This is a genomic window from Kluyvera sp. CHPC 1.251 (assembly GCF_036759945.1).
GTDB lineage: Bacteria > Pseudomonadota > Gammaproteobacteria > Enterobacterales > Enterobacteriaceae > Kluyvera > Kluyvera sichuanensis.
Genome location: NZ_JAPKIC010000002.1, coordinates 193908 through 214485, shown reverse-complemented (window position 1 = coordinate 214485; position 20578 = coordinate 193908). Strand labels below are relative to the sequence as shown.

Below are 20578 nucleotides of genomic sequence, written 5' to 3'. Positions count from 1 at the left end.
CCCTTTACTATTCTGCTTGTGCCGTAAGATCGTCGGCGTTCAATCCGGTCAACTGCTGTATCAGCGCCGCGGGCAGCCCGGCATCCAGCATATTTTGTGCAATCTTCTGCGCTTCATCGCGTCGACCCAGCGCTTCGCCTTGCTCAATCCCTTTCTTCCGTCCCTCTTCGGCTAGCCATTCGGCCATGGTCATCAGCTGCTCCTTATGCTGTGGTGAATATTGCGCCAGTGCGCAGAGTAACGCTTCCGGATGAGATGTGCTACCCGCTTGTAGCATGTAGGTGATCAGCGTTTCCAATTGCGACGGCGTGAGCCAGTTTTCTATCAGCAACGTCCCTAGCGGTTCTTGTAAAAAGGCCAGATCGCGCTGACGGATATGCTTAAACAACAGCTCCAGCATTGCCATGCGTTGATGGGCCATGATTTCACTGTCCGGTATCACGGTGATATCAACAAGGGGAAAATCCTGGGTGTAGAGGCGATGTGCCAGCGTGGTGTTATCGAACAGTTCAAGCCAGTTCATACGATACGGCCAGGGGCTGACGCTGCCGTGATAAAACAGCATCGGGACGACCAGCGGCAGGGTCTCGTGCCCGGCATCCAGATGCTGCTGCATGGCAGCGAGGGTGTAGCGCATCAAACGAAAAGGCATCAATTTATCCGGCGTGCTTTGATGCTCTATCAGCACATAGATATAGCTCGTCCCATTACGGGTTTGCAGCGAGTAGAGAATGTCGGAATAGCTGGCGCGCAGATTTTTTTCGACAAAGCTGCCGGATGCGAGCTGTAGCGTCTCAAGGTGGCACTGCGCGAGCAGCTCGCGGGGAAGGTGCGCCTGTAAAAAATCCTGCGCTATCGCTTTATGGCGTAAAAACTGTTTAAAGATGGCATCGTGCGGCGTCGCCGAATAGATTTTCATGATGTTCCGTCATCGGGTTTTCCTGAGCGTGACCGAGAATTTGCCACAGGCGATGACGGTGATGCAGCTCACCGTTTTGGGTTTTACGCGCCGCCTTCCGCATTTTTTAGCTTATTGATGTAATCTTTGCGCACCATCTCCAACGCGCTTAGCACTATTTCAGGGGCGATCTCGTTGCTCTCCAGCAGTTCAATCAGATCCACCGCCAGTTTGACATCATCGGGGGCGCTTTCCAGCGACATAGCTTCTCCTTGTTAGCGCGTGATGCGCGCCAGTATGCGTTCAATATCTTCCAGCGCTTCACGGCAGCGGGTGAGGCGGCCATCAAAAGCGGTGATTTCGCGGGCCAGACGCTGCTGCTCTTCAAGCGTGATGGCCTGCAGGTATTGCTGCTGACGCTGCTGCTTCATCTCCAGCAGGCGACGTTCAAAGTCCTGGGTTTCCAGCCGTTTGCGCTGCCAGCGACGCAGGCCGGGCGAGGGACTATCCCAGACGCGTAACGACCAGGCTTCGCTTTCGCGGCTGATGGCTTCAATCTGCGCCGCCAGACGTTCGGCAAGCCAGGCCACCTGCGGCAGCTGCTGTTGTTCCACAGCATGCTTAAGCTCCTCAAAATGGGCGTAAGCTTCGTCGAGATAGGCCTGCATTTTTGTGCTGCGCGTCTGGAAAAGCTGGCGGTCAAAGCGCGCGCTCAGCGTTGCATGGGCTGCCAGCGGCGTAATCTGCGTCTGAAGCCGTGTAAGCTGTTGTTCCAGCGTTTGTAAAAGCCGCGCCGTTTTCACCGGATTCTCCCCTTGATGGTTATCGGCTATGCTAGAGTAGCAGACCCACTTGATAACGATTCGCATTATGCAGCGTACTATTTTAATCATTATTGGCTGGCTGGCGGTAGTCCTTGGCACCATTGGCGTAGTATTGCCTCTGCTGCCAACCACGCCGTTTATTCTGCTCGCCGCCTGGTGTTTTGCGCGCTCTTCGCCGCGTTTTCATCATTGGCTGCTGTATCGTTCCTGGTTCGGCGGCTATTTACGCCACTGGCAGCGTTATAAAGCCATGCCACCGGGGGCTAAACCGCGGGCGATTATCGTGATTTTATTGACCTTTGGCGTTTCGCTGTGGTTGGTCAATATGCTGTGGGTCCGGCTGCTCCTGCTGACGATTCTCTGTGGATTACTGATTTTCCTCTGGCGTATTCCGGTCGTTGATGCAGAGCAACAAAACGGATGAACCGCATTTATGGTGTTGCAATTCTACGAGCTAGCCAGTAAATTCTGGCGTTTTCGAGCACAGGCGCGCCCGGTTAAAAATTAAGCAGCATCCATTTTTAACCCGTTTTGCTCGCCTTGAGTAACACTGTTTCAATCAGGCACAAACCTATGACCGCAACTGCACAGCAGCTTGAATATCTGAAGAACAGCATCCAGAGCATCCAGGACTATCCAAAACCTGGCATTCTTTTCCGCGATGTCACCAGCTTACTGGAAGACCCGAAAGCCTACGCGCTCAGCATTGAACTGCTGGTCGAGAAGTACAAAGACGCCGGTATCACCAAAGTCGTGGGTACCGAAGCGCGTGGCTTCCTGTTTGGCGCGCCTGTCGCGCTGGCGATGGGCGTAGGTTTTGTCCCGGTGCGTAAACCGCGCAAGCTGCCGCGTGAAACGATCGCCGAAAGCTATGAGCTGGAGTACGGTACCGATCAGCTGGAGATCCACGTTGATGCGATCAAGGCTGGCGATAAAGTGCTGGTGGTCGACGATCTGCTGGCAACCGGCGGGACTATCGAAGCGACGGTTAAACTGATCCGTCGTCTGGGTGGCGAAGTGCACGATGCGGCCTTCATCATCAACCTGTTCGATCTGGGCGGCGAACAGCGCCTGGAAAAACAGGGCATCACCAGCTATAGCCTGGTGAATTTCCCGGGTCACTAAGCATTTCCCGATACATAGCCTCGCCGATCCGGCGGGGCTGTGGTAGCATTACCCCCTCGTGAATCCACCTTCCAGCGTTTCAGAGCCTGCCAATGAGTTATCAGGTCTTAGCCCGAAAATGGCGCCCACAAACCTTTGCTGACGTCGTCGGCCAGGAACATGTGCTGACCGCACTGGCGAACGGCTTATCGTTAGGGCGCATTCATCACGCATACCTTTTTTCCGGCACCCGTGGGGTGGGGAAAACCTCTATCGCCCGTCTGCTGGCGAAGGGGCTTAACTGCGAAACCGGCATTACCGCCACGCCGTGCGGCGTGTGTGATAACTGCCGCGAAATAGAACAGGGGCGCTTTGTCGATCTGATTGAGATCGATGCCGCCTCGCGAACCAAAGTCGAAGATACCCGAGATCTGCTGGATAACGTCCAGTACGCGCCCGCACGCGGTCGCTTTAAGGTCTATCTGATCGACGAAGTGCACATGCTCTCGCGCCATAGCTTCAATGCGTTGTTAAAAACGCTTGAAGAGCCGCCTGCGCACGTCAAATTCCTGCTGGCCACGACCGATCCGCAAAAGCTGCCGGTTACCATTCTGTCGCGCTGCCTGCAGTTCCACCTGAAGGCGCTGGACGTTGAGCAAATTCGTCATCAACTGGAGCATATCCTTGATGAGGAGCATATTGCTCACGAACCTCGCGCCCTGCAGCTGTTGGCGCGTGCGGCGGACGGCAGCCTGCGCGATGCGTTAAGTCTGACCGATCAGGCGATTGCCAGTGGTGAAGGCCAACTGACCGCCGTATCGGTCAGTGAAATGCTCGGTACCCTTGACGACGATCAGGCGCTGTCGCTGATTGAAGCGCTGGTGGCGGCCAACGGCGAACGCGTGATGGAGCTGGTCAACGATGCTGCACTGCGCGGCGTTGATTGGGAAGCATTGTTGGTTGAGATGCAAAGCCTGCTGCACCGTATCGCGATGGTTCAACTGTCGCCTGCGGCGCTCGGCAGCGATATGGCCGCCGTGGAGCAGCGAATGCGCAATCTTGCGCGTACCGTGCCACCAACTGACGTCCAGCTGTACTACCAGACGATGCTGATCGGCCGTAAAGAGCTGCCGTATGCACCGGACCGTCGGATGGGCATTGAGATGACGCTGCTGCGCGCACTGGCGTTCCACCCCAATGCGCCACTGCCGGAACCGGAACGGCCGCCGCAGACCTTTGCACCGGCTGCTGCACCGATGACGCAACAGCCGCCACCGATGCAGACCTCTGCACCGATGACGCCGCCGCCTGCCGCTCCGCTTCCTGATTCAACCAATCAGGTGCTGGCCGCGCGTCGTCAGCTGCAACAGCAGCAGGGTAATCAGGGAGTAAACCCCCCAAAAAAGAGTGAACCGGCAGCCGCTTCCCGCGCGCGGCCGGTGAACAGTGCTGCGCTGGAAAGACTGGCTTCGGTAACGGAACGCGTTCAGGCGCGTCCGGCACCGGCCGCATTGACCCAGCCTGCGGCGAAGAAAGAGGCATACCGCTGGAAAGCGACCACGCCTGCTGATGAAGTGAAAAAAGAGGAAGTCGCCACGCCGAAAGCGCTGAAGAAAGCGCTGGAGCATGAGAAAACGCCAGAACTGGCGGCCAAACTGGCGGTGGAATCTTTAGCACGCGACCCGTGGGCGGCCGAGGTGAGCCAGATGGCGCTGCCGAAGCTCGTTGAACAGGTGGCGCTCAACGCGTGGAAAGAGCAGAACGGTAACGCGGTGTGCCTGCATCTGCGTCCTACACAGCGGCATCTGAATTCGCCAGGCGCGCAGCAAAAGCTGACCGAGGCATTGAGTACTTTATACGGTGCGCCTGTTGAATTGACCATCGTGGAAGATGATAATCCGGCGGTGCGTACGCCGCTGGAGTGGCGACAGGCCATCTATGAAGAGAAGCTCGCGCAGGCGCGCGAGTCGATTATCGCGGATAATAACATTCAGACGCTGCGCCGATTCTTCGATGCGGACCTGGATGAAGAGAGTATTCGCCCCATTTGACCGCAAGCGCTGCTTACGGTCGTTATTCTTTAACGTGACCTACTGAGAGAGAAGCCTATGTTTGGTGGTAAAGGCGGTCTGGGTAACCTGATGAAACAGGCCCAGCAGATGCAAGACAAAATGCAGAAAATGCAGGAAGAAATCGCCCAGCTGGAAGTAACCGGCGAATCTGGCGCAGGTCTGGTCAAAGTGACCATCAACGGCGCGCACAACTGCCGTCGCGTGGAAATCGATCCAAGCCTGCTGGAAGACGACAAAGACATGCTGGAAGATCTGGTCGCTGCAGCGTTCAACGATGCGGCACGTCGCATTGATGAAACTCAGAAAGAGAAAATGGCCTCTGTATCCTCCGGTATGCAGCTGCCACCAGGCTTCAAGATGCCGTTCTGATGCAAACCAGTCCGCTGTTAACTCAGCTGATGGAAGCGTTGCGCTGTCTGCCGGGCGTTGGCCCGAAGTCGGCGCAGCGCATGGCGTTTACCCTGCTGCAGCGTGACCGCAGCGGCGGGATGCGTCTGGCGCAGGCGTTAACCCGCGCGATGTCGGAAATCGGCCACTGTGCCGATTGCCGCACCTTCACCGAGCAGGAAGTGTGCAACATCTGTTCGAACCCGCGTCGCCAGGAAAACGGTCAAATCTGCGTGGTGGAGAGTCCTGCTGACATCTACGCCATTGAGCAGACCGGGCAGTTCTCCGGCCGCTACTTCGTGCTGATGGGCCACCTGTCACCGCTGGATGGCATCGGCCCGGACGACATTGGTCTCGACCGCCTTGAGCAACGTCTGGAAGCGGAGCAGTTGACCGAAATTATCCTCGCCACCAACCCGACGGTGGAAGGGGAAGCCACGGCCAACTATATCGCCGAGCTTTGCGCGCAGTATGGCGTTGAAGCCAGCCGTATCGCCCACGGCGTGCCGGTAGGCGGTGAGCTGGAGATGGTTGACGGCACCACGCTGTCGCACTCGCTGGCCGGTCGCCATAAGATTCGTTTTTAATCAATCGAGAGCAGGATTTTCTGCTCTCGCTTGAAATCCGCAACACCCATCCCCATTTTCCTCTCATCGTTTTTTTTACCTTGTAATCAGCATTGAGGTATTTTGCAATGAAAGGACAAGAAACCCGTGGCTTCCAGTCAGAAGTAAAACAACTTCTGCATCTGATGATCCATTCTCTGTATTCCAATAAAGAAATCTTCCTGCGTGAGCTTATCTCTAACGCTTCAGATGCCGCCGACAAGCTGCGCTTCCGCGCGCTGTCCAACCCGGATCTGTATGAGGGCGATGGCGAACTGCGTGTGCGCGTCTCCTTCGATAAAGATAAGCGTACGTTGACCATTGCCGATAACGGCGTGGGCATGAACCGTGACGACGTGATTGACCACCTGGGGACTATCGCTAAATCCGGCACCAAAGCTTTCCTCGAATCTATGGGCTCTGACCAGGCAAAAGACAGCCAGCTTATCGGCCAGTTCGGTGTCGGCTTCTACTCGGCGTTTATCGTCGCGGACAAAGTCACCGTGCGCACCCGTGCGGCAGGGGATAAGCCGGAAAACGGTGTGTTCTGGGAATCTGCCGGTGAAGGTGAATACACCGTTGCTGACATCACCAAAGAAGACCGTGGTACCGAAATTACGCTGCACCTGCGCGAAGACGAAAGCGAGTTCCTCGACGACTGGCGCGTACGTTCCGTCATCAGCAAATACTCCGACCATATTGCGCTGCCGGTAGAGATCGAAAAACAGGAAGAGAAAGACGGCGAAACCGTGGTTTCCTGGGAGAAGATCAACAAGGCGCAGGCGCTGTGGACGCGTAACAAAGCCGAGCTGAACGACGACGAATACAAAGAGTTCTACAAGCATATTGCCCACGACTTTACCGACCCGCTGACCTGGAGCCACAACCGTGTGGAAGGGAAGCAGGAGTACACCAGCCTGCTGTACATCCCGTCGCAGGCGCCGTGGGATATGTGGAACCGTGACCATAAGCATGGCCTGAAGCTGTACGTGCAACGCGTCTTTATCATGGACGACGCCGAGCAGTTTATGCCGAACTACCTGCGCTTCGTGCGTGGTCTGATAGATTCTAACGATCTGCCGCTGAACGTTTCTCGTGAAATTCTGCAGGACAGCACGGTCACCCGTAACCTGCGTAACGCGCTGACCAAGCGTGTGCTGCAGATGCTGGATAAGCTGGCGAAAGACGACGCTGAGAAATACCAGACCTTCTGGAAACAGTTCGGTCTGGTGCTGAAAGAAGGCCCGGCGGAAGATAACGGCAACCAGGAAGCCATTGCGAAGCTGCTGCGCTTTGCGTCGACTCACACTGACTCTTCCGAGCAGACCGTGTCGCTGGCCGACTATGTGTCCCGCATGAAAGAAGGGCAGGAGAAAATCTACTACATCACCGCCGACAGCTATGCCGCGGCGAAGAGCAGCCCGCACCTGGAGCTGCTGCGTAAGAAAGGCATCGAAGTGCTGCTGCTTTCTGACCGCATCGATGAGTGGATGATGAACTACCTGACCGAGTTCGACGGCAAGCCATTCCAGTCCGTTGCCAAAGCCGACGAGTCTATCGACAAGCTGGCGGACGAAGTGGACGAGAGCGCCAAAGAAGCGGAAAAAGCGCTGACGCCGTTCATTGAGCGCGTGAAAACCCTGCTGGGCGACCGCGTGAAAGAGGTGCGTCTGACTCACCGTCTGACCGACACCCCGGCCATCGTCACCACCGACGCGGACGAAATGAGCACCCAGATGGCGAAGTTGTTTGCCGCTGCGGGCCAGGCTGCGCCAGAAGTGAAATATATCTTTGAGCTGAACCCGGATCATGTGCTGGTGAAACGCACCGCGGATACCCAGGACGAAGGGCAGTTTAAAGAGTGGGTTGAGCTGCTGCTTGACCAGGCGCTGTTCGCTGAGCGTGGTACGCTGGAAGATCCTAACCAGTTTATCCGCCGTATGAACCAACTGCTGGTGTCATAAACCTTACCCTCACCCTAACCCTCTCCCTAAAAGGGAGAGGGTACTGGCCCTGCGCTGGTTCTCACCCTCACCCTGTGGTAGAGGGCCGGGGTGGGGGCATCAAACTGCTCCGTACGCAAAATATCTGACCATTAACCGTTTCAGCCGTCCCGCCTTCCTTGAGCCAGCGCCGTTCTGGTGGTATCTTTTAGCGCTTTTTAAAAAATATCGACAACCTTTGAGGGGATTTTCGCAATGCGTATCATTCTGCTTGGCGCACCGGGCGCGGGTAAAGGAACTCAGGCACAGTTCATCATGGAGAAATATGGCATTCCGCAAATTTCCACCGGTGATATGCTGCGCGCCGCTGTAAAATCCGGCAGCGAGCTGGGCAAACAGGCTAAAGACATCATGGACGCAGGCAAGCTGGTCACTGATGAACTGGTTATCGCGCTGGTCAAAGAACGTATCGCTCAGGAAGACTGCCGCAACGGTTTCCTGCTGGACGGCTTCCCACGCACTATCCCGCAGGCTGATGCCATGAAAGAAGCGGGCATCAACGTTGACTATGTTCTGGAATTCGACGTTCCTGACGAGCTGATCGTTGACCGTATCATTGGCCGTCGCGTACACGCGGCATCTGGCCGTGTTTACCACATCAAATTCAACCCACCTAAGGTTGAAGGTAAAGACGACGTGACCGGCGAAGATCTGACTACTCGAAAAGACGATCAGGAAGAGACCGTTCGTAAGCGCCTGGTGGAATACCATCAGATGACTGCTCCGCTGATCGGCTACTACTCCAAAGAAGCGCAGGCAGGTAACACCAAGTACGCAAAAGTTGACGGCACCAAAGCTGTTGCTGACGTACGCGCTGAACTGGCGAAGATCCTCGGTTAATCTCGTCTTCCGGCACCGAGCGTGCCGGATGGCTGGGTGATCGCCTTATCCGGACTACATCTTACCGTAGGCCGGATAAGCGCAGCACCATCAGGCAAATTCTCTCCTTACCTCTCGCAGCAATTAGTTTTTCTTCCTCACTTTTCCGCTACAATTATCAACAATTTGAATCGATAAGAGGCGGTAATGCATCATAAGAAACCCGGTATCCTGCTGGTTAACCTCGGCACCCCCGATGCTCCAACGCCTGAAGCGATAAAACGCTACCTGACACAGTTTCTAAGCGATAAGCGCGTCGTTGATACCCCTCGTCTGCTTTGGTGGCCGTTGCTGCGCGGCGTGATCCTGCCTATCCGCGCGCCGCGCGTGGCCAAACTCTATCAGTCCGTATGGATGGAAGAGGGCTCGCCGCTGATGGTGTTCAGCCGCCGCCAGCAGCGCGCGCTTGCCGCTCGTCTGCCGGATATTCCGGTGGTGCTGGGGATGAGCTACGGTACGCCGTCGCTGCAAAGCGGCGTAGATGAACTGCTGGCGCAGGGCGTTAACCATCTCATCGTGCTGCCGCTCTACCCGCAATACTCCTGCTCTACGGTGGCGGCGGTGTGGGACGAGCTGGCGCGTATTCTGGCGACCAAACGGGCGATTCCAGGCGTTTCGTTTATCCGCGACTACGCCACCGACCACGGCTATATTCAGGCACTCGCGGCCAGTGCGCGCGCGTCGTTTGCCCGTCACGGCGAGCCGGACGTGCTGCTGCTCTCGTATCATGGCATTCCTCAGCGCTTTGCGCAGGAAGGCGATGACTACCCGCAGCGCTGCCGCGATACCACCCGCGAACTGGTGTCGGCCCTCGGCATCTCGCCTGACAAGGTAATGATGACCTTCCAGTCGCGCTTTGGCCGTGAACCCTGGCTCACGCCGTACACCGACGAAACGCTGAAAATGCTCGGTGAGAAGGGCGTGAAGCATATTCAGGTGATGTGCCCAGGCTTCTCGGCGGACTGTCTGGAAACGCTGGAGGAGATTGCGGTGCAGAACCGCGAGGTCTTTATAGAGGCCGGTGGTCAGCAGTATGAATACATTCCTGCGCTGAATGACGACGAAGCGCATATCGCGATGATGGTCAATCTGACCGCGCCCTATACCTGATCGCAAGCAGGCGGATGAATGTGCTACTATTCACCGCCTGTTCACAGCCACTCCTGAAAAACCATGAAATTTCCCGGTAAACGCAAATCTAAACACTATTTCCCGGTGGACGCTCGCGATCCGCTGCTAAAGCAGATTCAACCCGAAAGTGAAACCAGCGCCACCTGGGTTGTCGGTATCGACCAGACGCTAGTGGATATTGAAGCCAAAGTCGACGATGCGTTTATTCGGCGCTACGGCTTGAGCGCCGGGCATTCTTTGGTGATTGAAGATGACGTTGCCGAAGCGCTGTATCAGGAGCTGGTGCGGGAGAATCTGATTACCCATCAGTTTGCCGGTGGCACCATCGGCAACACCATGCACAACTACTCGGTGCTGGCGGACGATCGCTCGGTGCTGCTGGGCGTGATGTGCAGCAACATCGAAATCGGCGGCTACGCCTACCGCTACCTGTGCAATACCTCAAGCCGTACCGACCTGAACTACCTGCAGGGCGTTGAAGGGCCGATTGGCCGCTGCTTCACGCTTATCAGCGATTCTGGCGAGCGGACCTTTGCCATCAGCCCGGGCCATATGAATAAACTGCGCCCGGAGAGCGTGCCTGAGTCGGTGATTGCCGGTGCATCTGCGCTAGTGCTGACTTCCTATCTGGTGCGCTGCAAGCCGGGTGAACCGATGCCTGAGGCAACCATGCAGGCCATCGCCTATGCGAAGAAATATGACGTGCCGGTGGTGCTGACGCTGGGGACTAAATTCGTAATCGCCGAAAGCCCGGAGTGGTGGCAGAGCTTTATCAAAGAGCACGTGTCGATTCTGGCGATGAACGAAGAAGAGGCAGAAGCGCTAACCGGCCTCAGCGACCCGCTGCAGGCGTCGGATAAGGCGCTCGACTGGGTGGATCTGGTGCTGTGCACGGCCGGGCCAACCGGGCTGTATATGGCGGGCTTCACCGAGAACGACACCAAGCGTAAAACGCAGCATCCGTTGTTGCCGGGGGCGATTGCCGAATTCAACCAGTATGAATTCAGCCGCGCGGTGCGCTTTAAAGATTGTCAGGACCCGCTGCGCATTTATTCGCACATTGCGCCGTTTATGGGTGGCCCTGAAAAAATCATGAACACCAACGGCGCGGGCGACGGTGCGCTGGCAGCGCTGCTGCACGACATTACCGCCAACGCCTACCATCGTACCAACGTGCCGAACTCCAGCAAGCACCAGCATAGCTGGCTGACCTACTCGTCGTTGGCGCAGGTATGTAAGTATGCAAACCGGGTAAGTTATCAGGTTCTGAACCAGCATTCACCGCGTCTGACGCGCGGCCTGCCGGAGAAAGAAGATAGCCTCGAAGAGGCGTACTGGGAACGGTAATATTGCTTATCAGGCCTACGCAAACGTGTAGGCCTGATAAAAGCGTAGCGCCATCAGGCAATATCGGCGCACATTGCCGGATGGCGGCGTCGCCTTATCCGGCCTACGATGGCGTGACGAATATTACCCGCTAACCGCCTCAGTCAACGGTGGCTCACTCAGCAGCCCCAGCATCGTTTTGGCAATTTCACGCTCGCCCATCACCACTTCATTGGCTCCGCGCTCGCTGATATAGGCCACTTCATCGTCGTAGTGCGCACGAGCGATAATCTCAATATGTGGACACTTCTCGCGGGCGCTGGCGACAATCTCCCCAGCTTCGTAGCCGTTCGGAATGGTCAGCAGCAGCCAGCGGGCGCAGTCCAGATGCGCCAGGTCCATAATCTCTTCGTTCGCCGCATTACCCAGTACCGCACGAATGCCGCGCTCGCGCAGCTCATCCACGCGGGTACGCGAGGTTTCGATAACCACCAGCGGGATACCCTGCGCCATCAGCTTCTCGCCCAGCAGGCTGCCAACGCGACCGTAGCCGACCAGCAGCGCGTGGTTACAGATATCCACCGGGATCTGCTTCTCGTCTTCCAGCGCCTCTTCCAGCGTCTGCTCCTCGAGGGTTTCCGTTTTCTCGAGGTATTTTTCCAGCACTGAGAACAGCACAGGGTTGAGCATAATAGAGAGGATGGCGCCCGCCAGCACCAGATTCTGCCCCGACTGCGGCAACAGACCCAGCGCCATGCCGAGGCCAGCAAGGATAAAGGCAAATTCACCAATCTGCGCCAGGCTGGTAGCGATGGTTAACGCGGTACGCTGAGAGTGACCGAACAGGCGCACCAGGCCGAAGGCCGCCAGAGATTTGCCGAAGATGATGATGGCAAGCGTTGCCAGCACCGCCAGCGGCTGCTCAATCAGAATCAGCGGGTCGAACAGCATGCCGACGGAGACGAAGAACAGCACCGCGAACGCATCGCGCAGCGGCAACGTATCGTGGGCAGCACGGTGGCTCAGCTCGGATTCGTTCAGCACCATCCCGGCGAAGAACGCGCCAAGCGCAAAGGAGACATCGAACAGCTCAACCGCGCCGAAGGCAATGCCCAGCGCCAGCGCCAGCACCGACAGCGTAAACAGTTCGCGAGAACCTGTTGCAGCGCTGCGGGAGAGGATCCACGGCACCAGACGGCGGCCGACCAGCATCATAATGGCGATAAACGCCACCACCTTACCGATGGTGATTGCCATATCAACCGCCAGTGAGGCGAAGCCGATATTCTCTTTTTCCATCATGCCGGCGACGGCTGGCAGCAGCACCAGGGTCAGCACCATCACCAGATCTTCAACAATCAGCCAGCCGATGGCAATTTGCCCGCGCTGGCTATCGATAAGCTGTCGTTCTTCCAGCGCGCGCAGCAGCACCACGGTACTGGCAGTGGAGAGACACAGACCAAAGACGATACCGGTCATCATTGACCAGCCTAAGAAGGTGGAGAGCAGCATGCCGAGCAGGGTGGCAACGGCTATCTGCGCAATCGCTCCGGGGATGGCTATTGACTTTACCGCCATCAGATCCTTGAGCGAGAAATGGAGACCCACGCCAAACATCAGCAGAATAACGCCTAGTTCCGCCAGTTCAGGGGCCAGTTTGGTATCAGCGACAAATCCTGGAGTAAACGGTCCGGCCAGTACGCCCGCTAACAAATATCCTACCAGTGGAGAAATTCTTAACTTATTGGCAATCATGCCAAGGAAAAAAGCGAGCACAAGGCCACCAACAATGGTGGTGATTAGCGGTGTGGCGTGATGCATTCCGTCTCCTTTCGTCGTGATGCGTGGTCCCATTTTTGGTGCAGAATGCCGGAACAGCCTGAAAACCAAAAAACCTCGTAATAGTTTATGACAATTTCGGTCATTTTGTTTGTGAATAATTCTTGAATTTAACTAAAAATTTGAATTTTGAGGAGTAAATGGCACAAATAAGAAAGTTGAATGCGGGAAGTCAGAGGTGACGTGTGCTTGCGGGAGAAAGAAGGCAGCCAAAACAGACGTTTGGCTGCCAGAAAATCAGTGTTTTTGGCGGTTATCAGGTAAGAATATGGTCAACATACCGATCAATGGCAGGAAGGCGCATATTTTATAAACCAGGTCGATGCTGGTGTGGTCCGCAATTAGCCCCAGCACCGCGGCACCCAGGCCACCCATCCCAAAGGCGAAACCGAAGAACAGCCCAGAAACCATGCCGATACGGCCTGGTAACAGCTCCTGCGCGTACACCAGGATGGCGGAAAACGCCGAGGCGAGGATAAATCCAATGATTACCGTCAAAATCCCCGTCCACCAGAGGGTGGCGTAGGGTAAAAGGAGGGTAAACGGCGCTACGCCGAGGATAGAGCCCCAAATAACATATTTACGGCCAATCTTATCGCCGACTGGCCCGCCAATCACGGTCCCTGCGGCAACTGCAAACAGGAAGGCAAAGAGGTGAATCTGGGCGTTTTGTACCGATAATCCGAATTTTTGCATCAGATAAAAGGTGTAGTAGCTGCTAATGCTCGCCATATAGAAGTATTTAGAGAAAATCAGCATCAGCAGAATGAAAACGGCCAGCACCACTTTATTTTTTGGCAGAGGATTAACGATAACGATTTTAGGTTTACCTTTCGCTAAACGATGCTGTGCGGCGTACCAGCGGCTAACCTGCGCCAGAACGACGATTGCCAGCAGCGCGGCCAGTACGAACCAGGCGACGTTGCCTTTACCGTAAGGCGCGATAATCACCGCCGCCAGCAATGGCCCCAGCGAGCTACCGAAGTTGCCGCCTACCTGGAAGATGGACTGCGCCAGGCCGTGACGACCGCCGGAAGCCATACGCGCCACGCGGGAGGACTCCGGGTGGAACACTGATGAACCGGTGCCGACCAGCGCTGCCGCCAGCAGAACCCCGCCGAAGCTGCTCGCCAGCGCCAGCAACACCAGGCCGCTTAGGGTAAAGCACATGCCGACCGGTAGCGACCACGGCATAGAGCGTTTATCGGTGATATAGCCGATAACCGGCTGGAACAGCGATGAGGTGAGCTGGAAGGTCAGGGTAATCATCCCGATCTGCACGAAGCTGAGCGAAAACTCCGACTGAAGCAGCGGATAAATCGCCAGAATCAACGACTGAATCATATCGTTGAGCAGATGGGAGAGGCTGATCGCCCCCAGAATACCAAATGAGGTACGACCCTTCTGCGAAGACGCAGACGGGCCAGGCCGCGTAGGGCTGGTTTCAGAAATTGCCATAGATTCCACTTGTAATTAATAGTGCGATGTTGGGGATATACGCTTTAATAATAATTATCAGACTAAGATACCTGCCTAAGACGTTTGAAGGAAGTCTCATTTCTGAAAACAAATTAGACTAATATTTCAGAGCATTGTAATTTCGGCGATGGTTATTCACTCAGGGAGAGAAACATGCATTTCGTCAAACGGGGCGTGGCACTGGCGATGCTGTCTGCATTGTCTTTAGTCAGCTTACCTTCTCAGGCTTATCAGCAAGATAAAACCTATAAAATCACCATCCTGCATACCAACGATCATCACGGGCACTTCTGGCGCAGCGAATACGGCGAATACGGGCTGGCGGCGCAAAAAACGCTGGTGGACGGTATTCGTAAAGAGGTGGCGGCTGAAGGGGGAAGCGTGCTGCTGCTCTCCGGCGGTGATATTAACACCGGGGTTCCAGAGTCCGATCTGCAGGACGCCGAGCCTGATTTCCGCGGCATGAACCTGGTGGGCTACGATGCGATGGCCGTGGGTAACCACGAATTCGATAATCCGATGAGCGTGCTGCGTCAGCAGGAAAAATGGGCCAAATTCCCGTTCCTCTCCGCCAACATCTATCAGAAAAGTACCGGTGAACGTCTGTTTAAACCCTGGGCGATTTTCAAACGCCAGGATCTTAAAATTGCCGTTATTGGCCTAACCACCGATGACACCGCTAAAATTGGCAACCCGGAATATTTCACCGATATTGAGTTCCGCAAACCGGCGGAAGAAGCCAAGGTCGTGATTCAGGAGTTGCAGCAAAAAGAGAAGCCAGATCTGATTCTGGCAACGACCCACATGGGCCATTACGATAACGGCGAGCACGGCTCCAACGCGCCGGGCGATGTCGAAATGGCACGCAGCCTACCTGCGGGCTCGCTGGCGATGATTGTGGGCGGTCACTCACAGGATCCGGTCTGTATGGCATCGGAGAATAAAAAGCAGGTCGACTACGTGCCGGGCACCCCGTGCGCGCCGGACAAACAGAACGGCATCTGGATTGTGCAGGCGCATGAGTGGGGCAAATACGTTGGTCGCGCCGACTTTGAATTCCGCAATGGTGAGATGAAGCTGGTGCACTATCAGCTGATCCCGGTGAACCTGAAGAAAAAGGTGACCTACGATAACGGACAGAGTGAGCGCGTACTTTACACGCCACAAATCCCAGAAAATTCGCAGATGCTCTCGCTGCTGACGCCATTCCAGAGTAAAGGCAAAGCACAGCTGGATGTAAAAGTGGGCAGCGTCAACGGGCATCTGGAAGGGGATCGTAGCAAGGTTCGCTTTGTCCAGACTAATATGGGACGACTGATTCTCGCTGCACAGATGGCGCGCACTGGCGCTGACTTTGGCGTGATGAGCGGCGGCGGCATCCGCGATTCCATTGAAGCGGGCAATATCACCTATAAAAGCGTGCTGAAAGTGCAGCCGTTTGGCAACGTGGTGGTGTACGCCGATATGAACGGCAAAGAGGTCACTGAGTATCTGACTGCGGTCGCTCAGATGAAGCCAGATTCCGGTGCGTATCCGCAGTTTGCTAACGTGAGCTTTGTGGCCAAAGACGGGCAGCTTCAGGATCTGAAAATCAAAGGTGAACCGGTTGACCCAGCGAAAACCTATCGCATGGCCACCCTGAGCTTTAACGCCACCGGCGGCGATGGCTATCCGAAGATTGATAGCAAACCAGGGTATGTGAATACCGGGTTTATCGATGCTGAGGTGCTCAAGCAGTATATTGAGCAGAACTCACCGTTAGATGTGAATGCTTACGAACCGAAAGGTGAGGTGAGCTGGCAGTAAGGTTTGAGCCTTTATTCCCTCTCCCCGCTGGGGAGAGGGTTAGGGGGAGGGGGACAAGCCGCATCCATCAATCCCGACGCGCAATATCCGCAAACGTCGCGCCAAGAATCTTCGCTAAATCCACCGCCGCCAGTTCAATGTCCAGCCCGCGCTTGCCGCCGGAAACATAGATAGTGGCAAACTCCTGCGACGGCGCATCAATCACCGTTGGCAGACGCTTTTTCTGCCCCAGCGGGCTAATGCCGCCTACCAGATAACCGGTCACGCGTTGAGCCACCATTGGGTCGGCCATATCGACTTTTTTGGCGCCTAACGCTTTGGCCACTTTCTTCAAGTCCAACTGCCCGGCGACCGGCGTTACCGCCACGGCGAGCTGTTTCATGTCGCCGTTCATTGCCACCAGCAGGGTTTTGTAAACCTGGTCGGCATTCAGACCGAGTTTACGCACCACCTCATCGCCGAAGTTGGTTTCATGCGGATCGTGTTCGTAGGCGTGGATGTTGAACGGGATCTTGTTCTTTTCGAGTAGCTTAACTGCGGGAGTCATAACGTTCCTTCTTACTACAGACGTGATATACAGCCAGCATACGCCCAAAAATGCATTAAAAAATAGTACAATCTTGCGCAATAGGTATTGGCAGTTGCGGCAACTTTGAGCGACAATCGAAAGATCCGGAGTGCGAACTCCGGGATAATAATAATGATGAAATTCCTCTTTGACGGGCCAATAGAGATATTGGCCATTTTTTTATCCCAGCATCTGCGGCAGATTACCTTCCCCGTACAAATGTAGCGCCCCGACGGCTACCACGTAGCGCCCCGGCGGCAGCGCCAGCAGCGCATCGCGCCAGGCTTCATTGCGTTTCACCATCAACACATCATACAGCGACTGGCTAAAGGTATTGGGCAGCGAAGCCGTACCGTTGGACGGCGGCTGCTCTAACCACCAGCCAATCATCACCTGCAGCAGCCTGGCGTTGGTATGCCAGTGCGTCAGCGTATCGTCGAGCAGCGCCATGCCGCCGTCGGGGAGTTCGCAGAGCAATGCTATCTGGCTATCGGCCCCTTCCAGCTCCTGCACCGGCAGTGATGTTTCGCGAGCAGCCTTCAACAATTGGTAGTCAATGCCGTAATCCGGGCGCAGCCCCAGCTTTTGCGCCTGAGTGGCCTGTAGCACCATCGCCACCTGCCACAGCGGCTGGGTATCAAAGCGATACAGCGGCATGCCTAGCTCATCGCTGAGCTTTTCAAGCTGGCTGAACTGCGCTTCGCTGAGCCGTTCGCGCAGCGGTGGATATTCTGGCAGATCGCTGAAGGGGGTCTCGTTACCGGAGATATCCGCCTCGACGATTAACGCATCGGCCTGACGGAGTTTTTTCAGTAGCTTCGTGGGAAGGGGGGCCATGTCGCGGGTCCCCATATGAATGCTGCCCACCAGATGCAGATGGCGGCCGCCGGGTAAGGTGACGTCCAGCGCGGGCCAGCTGTAGGGGGAACCGCGCAGCGTGCGCCACAGGCGTTGTAGTTGATTTAACAGGCTCATCCGCGCTCCCTGGAAGAAAAATCTCATGCTAGCGCGATGGGGGGAAAGGTGCAAACACGTCCCTCCCGATGGCGGGAAGGACGGTGGGTTACTGCTTAGGTTTGAAGCGCAGCAGGCGGTTGGCGTTGCTCACCACCGTAATGGAGGAGAGCGCCATCGCGGCCCCGGCAACCACTGGGTTCAGCAGCGTGCCGGTCAGCGGCCAGAGGATCCCGGCGGCAATCGGAATGCCCAGCGAGTTATAGACAAACGCCCCGAGCAGGTTCTGCTTCATATTACGCAGCGTGGCGCGGGAAATGGCCAGCGCATCGGCGACGCCGACCAGGCTATGGCGCATTAGCGTAATCGCCGCGGTTTCAATTGCCACATCGCTGCCGCCGCCCATGGCGATACCGACATCGGCCTGCGCCAGCGCTGGCGCATCGTTGATACCGTCACCGACCATCGCCACCTTCTGGCCCTGCGCCTGCAGGTCTTTAATCGCCTGCGCTTTACCGTCCGGTAGGACTCCGGCAATCACTTTATCAATACCTGCTTCTTTGGCAATGGCGTTGGCGGTGACAGGGTTATCCCCGGTCAGCATCACCAGACGATAGCCTTCGCGGTGCAGGCGCTGCAGCGCGGCAACGCTATCGCTGCGCAGCGGATCACGAATGGCGAACAGCGCGGCGGCTTTACCGTCGATCGCCAGCAGCACCGGTGTGGCACCCTGAGCGGCCTGCTGAGCCATCTCATCGTCCAGCTCGCGGGTCACGACCTGATGTTCATGCAGCAGCGCCTGGTTGCCGAGCAGCAGGGTGTGTCCGTCGGATTCACCGCTCACGCCCAGCCCACGCAGGGTGCGGAAGGCGTTAACCTGTGGCAGCGTTCTTGCATCCGCTTTTTCCACAATAGCGCGGGCCAGCGGGTGGTTCGAACCCTGTTCCAGCGCGGCGGCCAGGCGCAGAGCGGTGGCTTCGCTAATCGCCCCGAGCGTTTTGACCGCAACGACCTGCGGTTTGCCTTCGGTCAGGGTACCGGTTTTATCAAACACCAGTGTAGTCAGTTCACTGGCGCGCTGGAGTGCATCGGCATCACGTACCAGTACGCCGTACTCTGCGGCGCGGCCGACGCCGGCAATAATCGACATCGGTGTTGCCAGACCCAGCGCACACGGACAGGCGATAATCAGTACCGTCGTGGCGATAACCAGGGTGTAGACAATCTGCGGTGCCGGGCCAAAGAAGTACCAGATAGCGGCGCTGATAATCGCAATCGCTACTACCACCGGCACGAACACTGCGGAGATTCTATCCGCCAGTTGGCCGATTTCCGGCTTGCTGCTCTGCGCCTGACGCACCATCTTAATAATGCGCGAAAGCGTAGTGTGGCTGCCGACGGCGCTTGCGCGGAACTGGACTGAACCATCTTCTACGACGGTACCGGCATGAATACTGTCGCCGTCGCCTTTTTGCTGCGGGATCGGCTCACCGGTCAGCATGGCTTCATCAAACCAGGCTTCGCCCTGGGTAATTTCACCGTCAACCGGAACGCGGTCGCCGGTTGCCAGACGTAAGATCATGCCCGGCTGAACGTCGGCCAGCGGCACGGTTTTTTCACCGTCTTCCGTGACCACGCGGGCGGTCGGCGGCGTCAGGTCGAGCAGTTTTTCCAGCGCCCGGGAGGAACGCTGACGTGCGCGCGCTTCCAGCATATGCCCGAGGTTTATCAGGCCGATAATCATGGCGCTGGCTTCGTAATAGAGGTGGCGGGCTTCCATTGGGAACCACTGCGGACATAGGTTGACGCTCATCGAGTAGAGCCACGCGACGCCGGTACCTAAGGCGACGAGGGTATCCATCGTTGCGGTACGGTTCTTCAGGCTTTTCCATGCGCTGGTGTAAAAATGCCCTCCGGCAAACACCATCACTGCCAGGGTGACGAGACCGATGACCAGCCACAGGGCGCGGTTATCGTCGGAGACCATCATGTTGTCGCCGATCATGCCCCAGACCATCACCGGAACGCCGACCAGCAGGGCGACAATCGCCTGCCAGCGAAAACGCTTCATGGTTGCCAGCGCGGTTTCCTGCTGACGTTCGCGGCGCTTGAGATCGTCCTCAATCGCTTCCGCGCCGTAGCCGGCTTTTTCCACCGCCTGGACTAAATCACCGGCGGAGGCGCTACCCATGACCAGGGCCGTGCGCTCCGCCAGGTTTACCCGTGCCTGTACGACGCCCGGTACGGCCTGTAACGCATTTTGTACTCGGGAAACGCAGCTGGCGCAGCTCATACCGTTGATCAGCAATTGTTGGCTGTCATCCAGTTCCTGCGCTGCCGGAAGCTCAGGGGTGGCCGCTGTCAGTGCTTCCGACGGGAGTGATGACTCTGCCAGCGGTTTAGCCTTTGGGTGGCTTAACTCCGCACCATAACCGGCTTGTTTAATGGTTTCGATCAGCGCTTCAGCGCTGGCGCTACCGGTCACGTGCGCGGCTTCGATAGTCACTTCCGCATGGTCAACGTCAGAACGTTGCTCCAGGCTCTCTTTCACGCGTTTCACGCAGTGGCCACAGGACAGACCGTCCAGGGCTAGATCGATGGTTTGAGACATATCACTTTCCTCAATAATGGATGACCAAATTCACCTTATGGTCTACAGTTGTGAAGGTTAAACCTTCCAGCAAGGGGAAGGTCAAGGGGGAA

General features: G+C 56.5%; 18 protein-coding genes and 1 other annotated feature. Of the genes, 10 read left to right on the top strand and 8 right to left on the bottom strand.

The window, feature by feature from the left end; genetic code table 11:
• Positions 1-7: 7 nt before the first annotated feature.
• The 3 genes from V6940_RS05440 to priC form a co-directional block, all read right to left on the bottom strand.
• Positions 8-922: an Rpn family recombination-promoting nuclease/putative transposase gene (locus V6940_RS05440; protein WP_333495320.1), complete on the bottom strand. Its 915-nt coding sequence runs from the start codon at positions 920-922 to the stop codon at positions 8-10.
• Between the two features lie 80 nt (positions 923-1002).
• On the bottom strand, positions 1003-1161 hold the full coding sequence (gene rsmS / locus V6940_RS05435) for a pleiotropic regulatory protein RsmS (RefSeq protein WP_333495130.1): 159 nt from the start codon (positions 1159-1161) through the stop codon (positions 1003-1005).
• 12 nt (positions 1162-1173) lie between these two features.
• Positions 1174-1701 carry a primosomal replication protein N'' gene (priC, locus tag V6940_RS05430; protein WP_333495129.1) on the bottom strand — a complete coding sequence of 176 codons (528 nt, stop codon included), beginning with the start codon at positions 1699-1701 and terminating at the stop codon, positions 1174-1176.
• A 67-nt stretch (positions 1702-1768) separates the two neighbouring features.
• Here priC and V6940_RS05425 point away from each other — a divergent pair, with 67 nt between their 5' ends.
• The 9 genes from V6940_RS05425 (at position 1769) to V6940_RS05385 (ending at position 11250) form a co-directional block, all read left to right on the top strand.
• Positions 1769-2146, top strand: coding sequence for a DUF454 family protein (locus tag V6940_RS05425; RefSeq protein WP_333495128.1), 378 nt, complete (start codon positions 1769-1771; stop codon positions 2144-2146).
• A 149-nt stretch (positions 2147-2295) separates the two neighbouring features.
• Positions 2296-2847: an adenine phosphoribosyltransferase gene (apt, locus tag V6940_RS05420; protein WP_035891847.1), complete on the top strand. Its 552-nt coding sequence runs from the start codon at positions 2296-2298 to the stop codon at positions 2845-2847.
• A gap of 92 nt (positions 2848-2939) precedes the next feature.
• The gene (gene dnaX, locus V6940_RS05415; protein WP_333495127.1) at positions 2940-4877 is read left to right on the top strand and encodes a DNA polymerase III subunit gamma/tau; all 1938 of its coding nucleotides are present in this window, start codon (positions 2940-2942) and stop codon (positions 4875-4877) included.
• Positions 4207-4271 (top strand) — a sequence feature (DnaX frameshifting element). Its footprint overlaps the gene before it by 65 nt.
• 57 nt (positions 4878-4934) lie before the next feature.
• A complete protein-coding gene (locus tag V6940_RS05410; protein ID WP_052283815.1) occupies positions 4935-5267 on the top strand; it encodes a YbaB/EbfC family nucleoid-associated protein in 333 nt (110 codons plus the stop codon).
• The gene (recR, locus tag V6940_RS05405; protein WP_333495126.1) at positions 5267-5872 is read left to right on the top strand and encodes a recombination mediator RecR; all 606 of its coding nucleotides are present in this window, start codon (positions 5267-5269) and stop codon (positions 5870-5872) included. Before V6940_RS05410 ends, recR begins: the two co-directional genes overlap by 1 nt.
• Before the next feature lie 107 nt (positions 5873-5979).
• Entirely contained in the window at positions 5980-7854 is a 1875-nt protein-coding gene (htpG, locus tag V6940_RS05400) for a molecular chaperone HtpG (protein ID WP_333495125.1), read from the top strand.
• Between the two features lie 234 nt (positions 7855-8088).
• Positions 8089-8733, top strand: a complete 645-nt coding sequence (gene adk / locus V6940_RS05395; RefSeq protein WP_333495124.1) for an adenylate kinase — start codon at positions 8089-8091, stop codon at positions 8731-8733.
• 186 nt (positions 8734-8919) lie between these two features.
• The gene (gene hemH, locus V6940_RS05390; protein WP_333495123.1) at positions 8920-9882 is read left to right on the top strand and encodes a ferrochelatase; all 963 of its coding nucleotides are present in this window, start codon (positions 8920-8922) and stop codon (positions 9880-9882) included.
• A gap of 63 nt (positions 9883-9945) precedes the next feature.
• Complete coding sequence (locus tag V6940_RS05385) at positions 9946-11250, top strand: inosine/guanosine kinase (RefSeq protein ID WP_333495122.1); 1305 nt, start codon at positions 9946-9948, stop codon at positions 11248-11250.
• 123 nt (positions 11251-11373) lie between these two features.
• Here the strand turns inward: V6940_RS05385 and ybaL are convergent, their stop codons facing one another.
• The gene (ybaL, locus tag V6940_RS05380; protein ID WP_333495121.1) at positions 11374-13050 is read right to left on the bottom strand and encodes a YbaL family putative K(+) efflux transporter; all 1677 of its coding nucleotides are present in this window, start codon (positions 13048-13050) and stop codon (positions 11374-11376) included.
• A gap of 255 nt (positions 13051-13305) precedes the next feature.
• Positions 13306-14526: an MFS transporter gene (locus tag V6940_RS05375; RefSeq protein WP_333495120.1), complete on the bottom strand. Its 1221-nt coding sequence runs from the start codon at positions 14524-14526 to the stop codon at positions 13306-13308.
• A gap of 174 nt (positions 14527-14700) precedes the next feature.
• On the opposite strand from V6940_RS05375, the gene ushA reads away from it, so the two are divergent.
• Positions 14701-16353 carry a bifunctional UDP-sugar hydrolase/5'-nucleotidase UshA gene (gene ushA / locus V6940_RS05370; RefSeq protein WP_333495119.1) on the top strand — a complete coding sequence of 551 codons (1653 nt, stop codon included), beginning with the start codon at positions 14701-14703 and terminating at the stop codon, positions 16351-16353.
• 67 nt (positions 16354-16420) lie between these two features.
• Here ushA and ybaK read toward each other — a convergent pair whose 3' ends face one another.
• The 3 genes from ybaK to copA all read right to left on the bottom strand — a co-directional run bounded on the left by ybaK (position 16421) and on the right by copA (position 20486).
• Positions 16421-16900 (bottom strand): Cys-tRNA(Pro)/Cys-tRNA(Cys) deacylase YbaK, encoded by a 480-nt coding sequence (ybaK, locus tag V6940_RS05365; RefSeq protein WP_333495118.1) that lies wholly within the window; start codon positions 16898-16900, stop codon positions 16421-16423.
• A gap of 201 nt (positions 16901-17101) precedes the next feature.
• Positions 17102-17896 (bottom strand): TraB/GumN family protein, encoded by a 795-nt coding sequence (locus V6940_RS05360; protein WP_333495117.1) that lies wholly within the window; start codon positions 17894-17896, stop codon positions 17102-17104.
• Positions 17897-17984: 88 nt separating this feature from the next.
• A complete protein-coding gene (gene copA, locus V6940_RS05355) occupies positions 17985-20486 on the bottom strand; it encodes a copper-exporting P-type ATPase CopA (protein WP_333495116.1) in 2502 nt (833 codons plus the stop codon).
• Between the last annotated feature and the right edge of the window lie 92 nt (positions 20487-20578).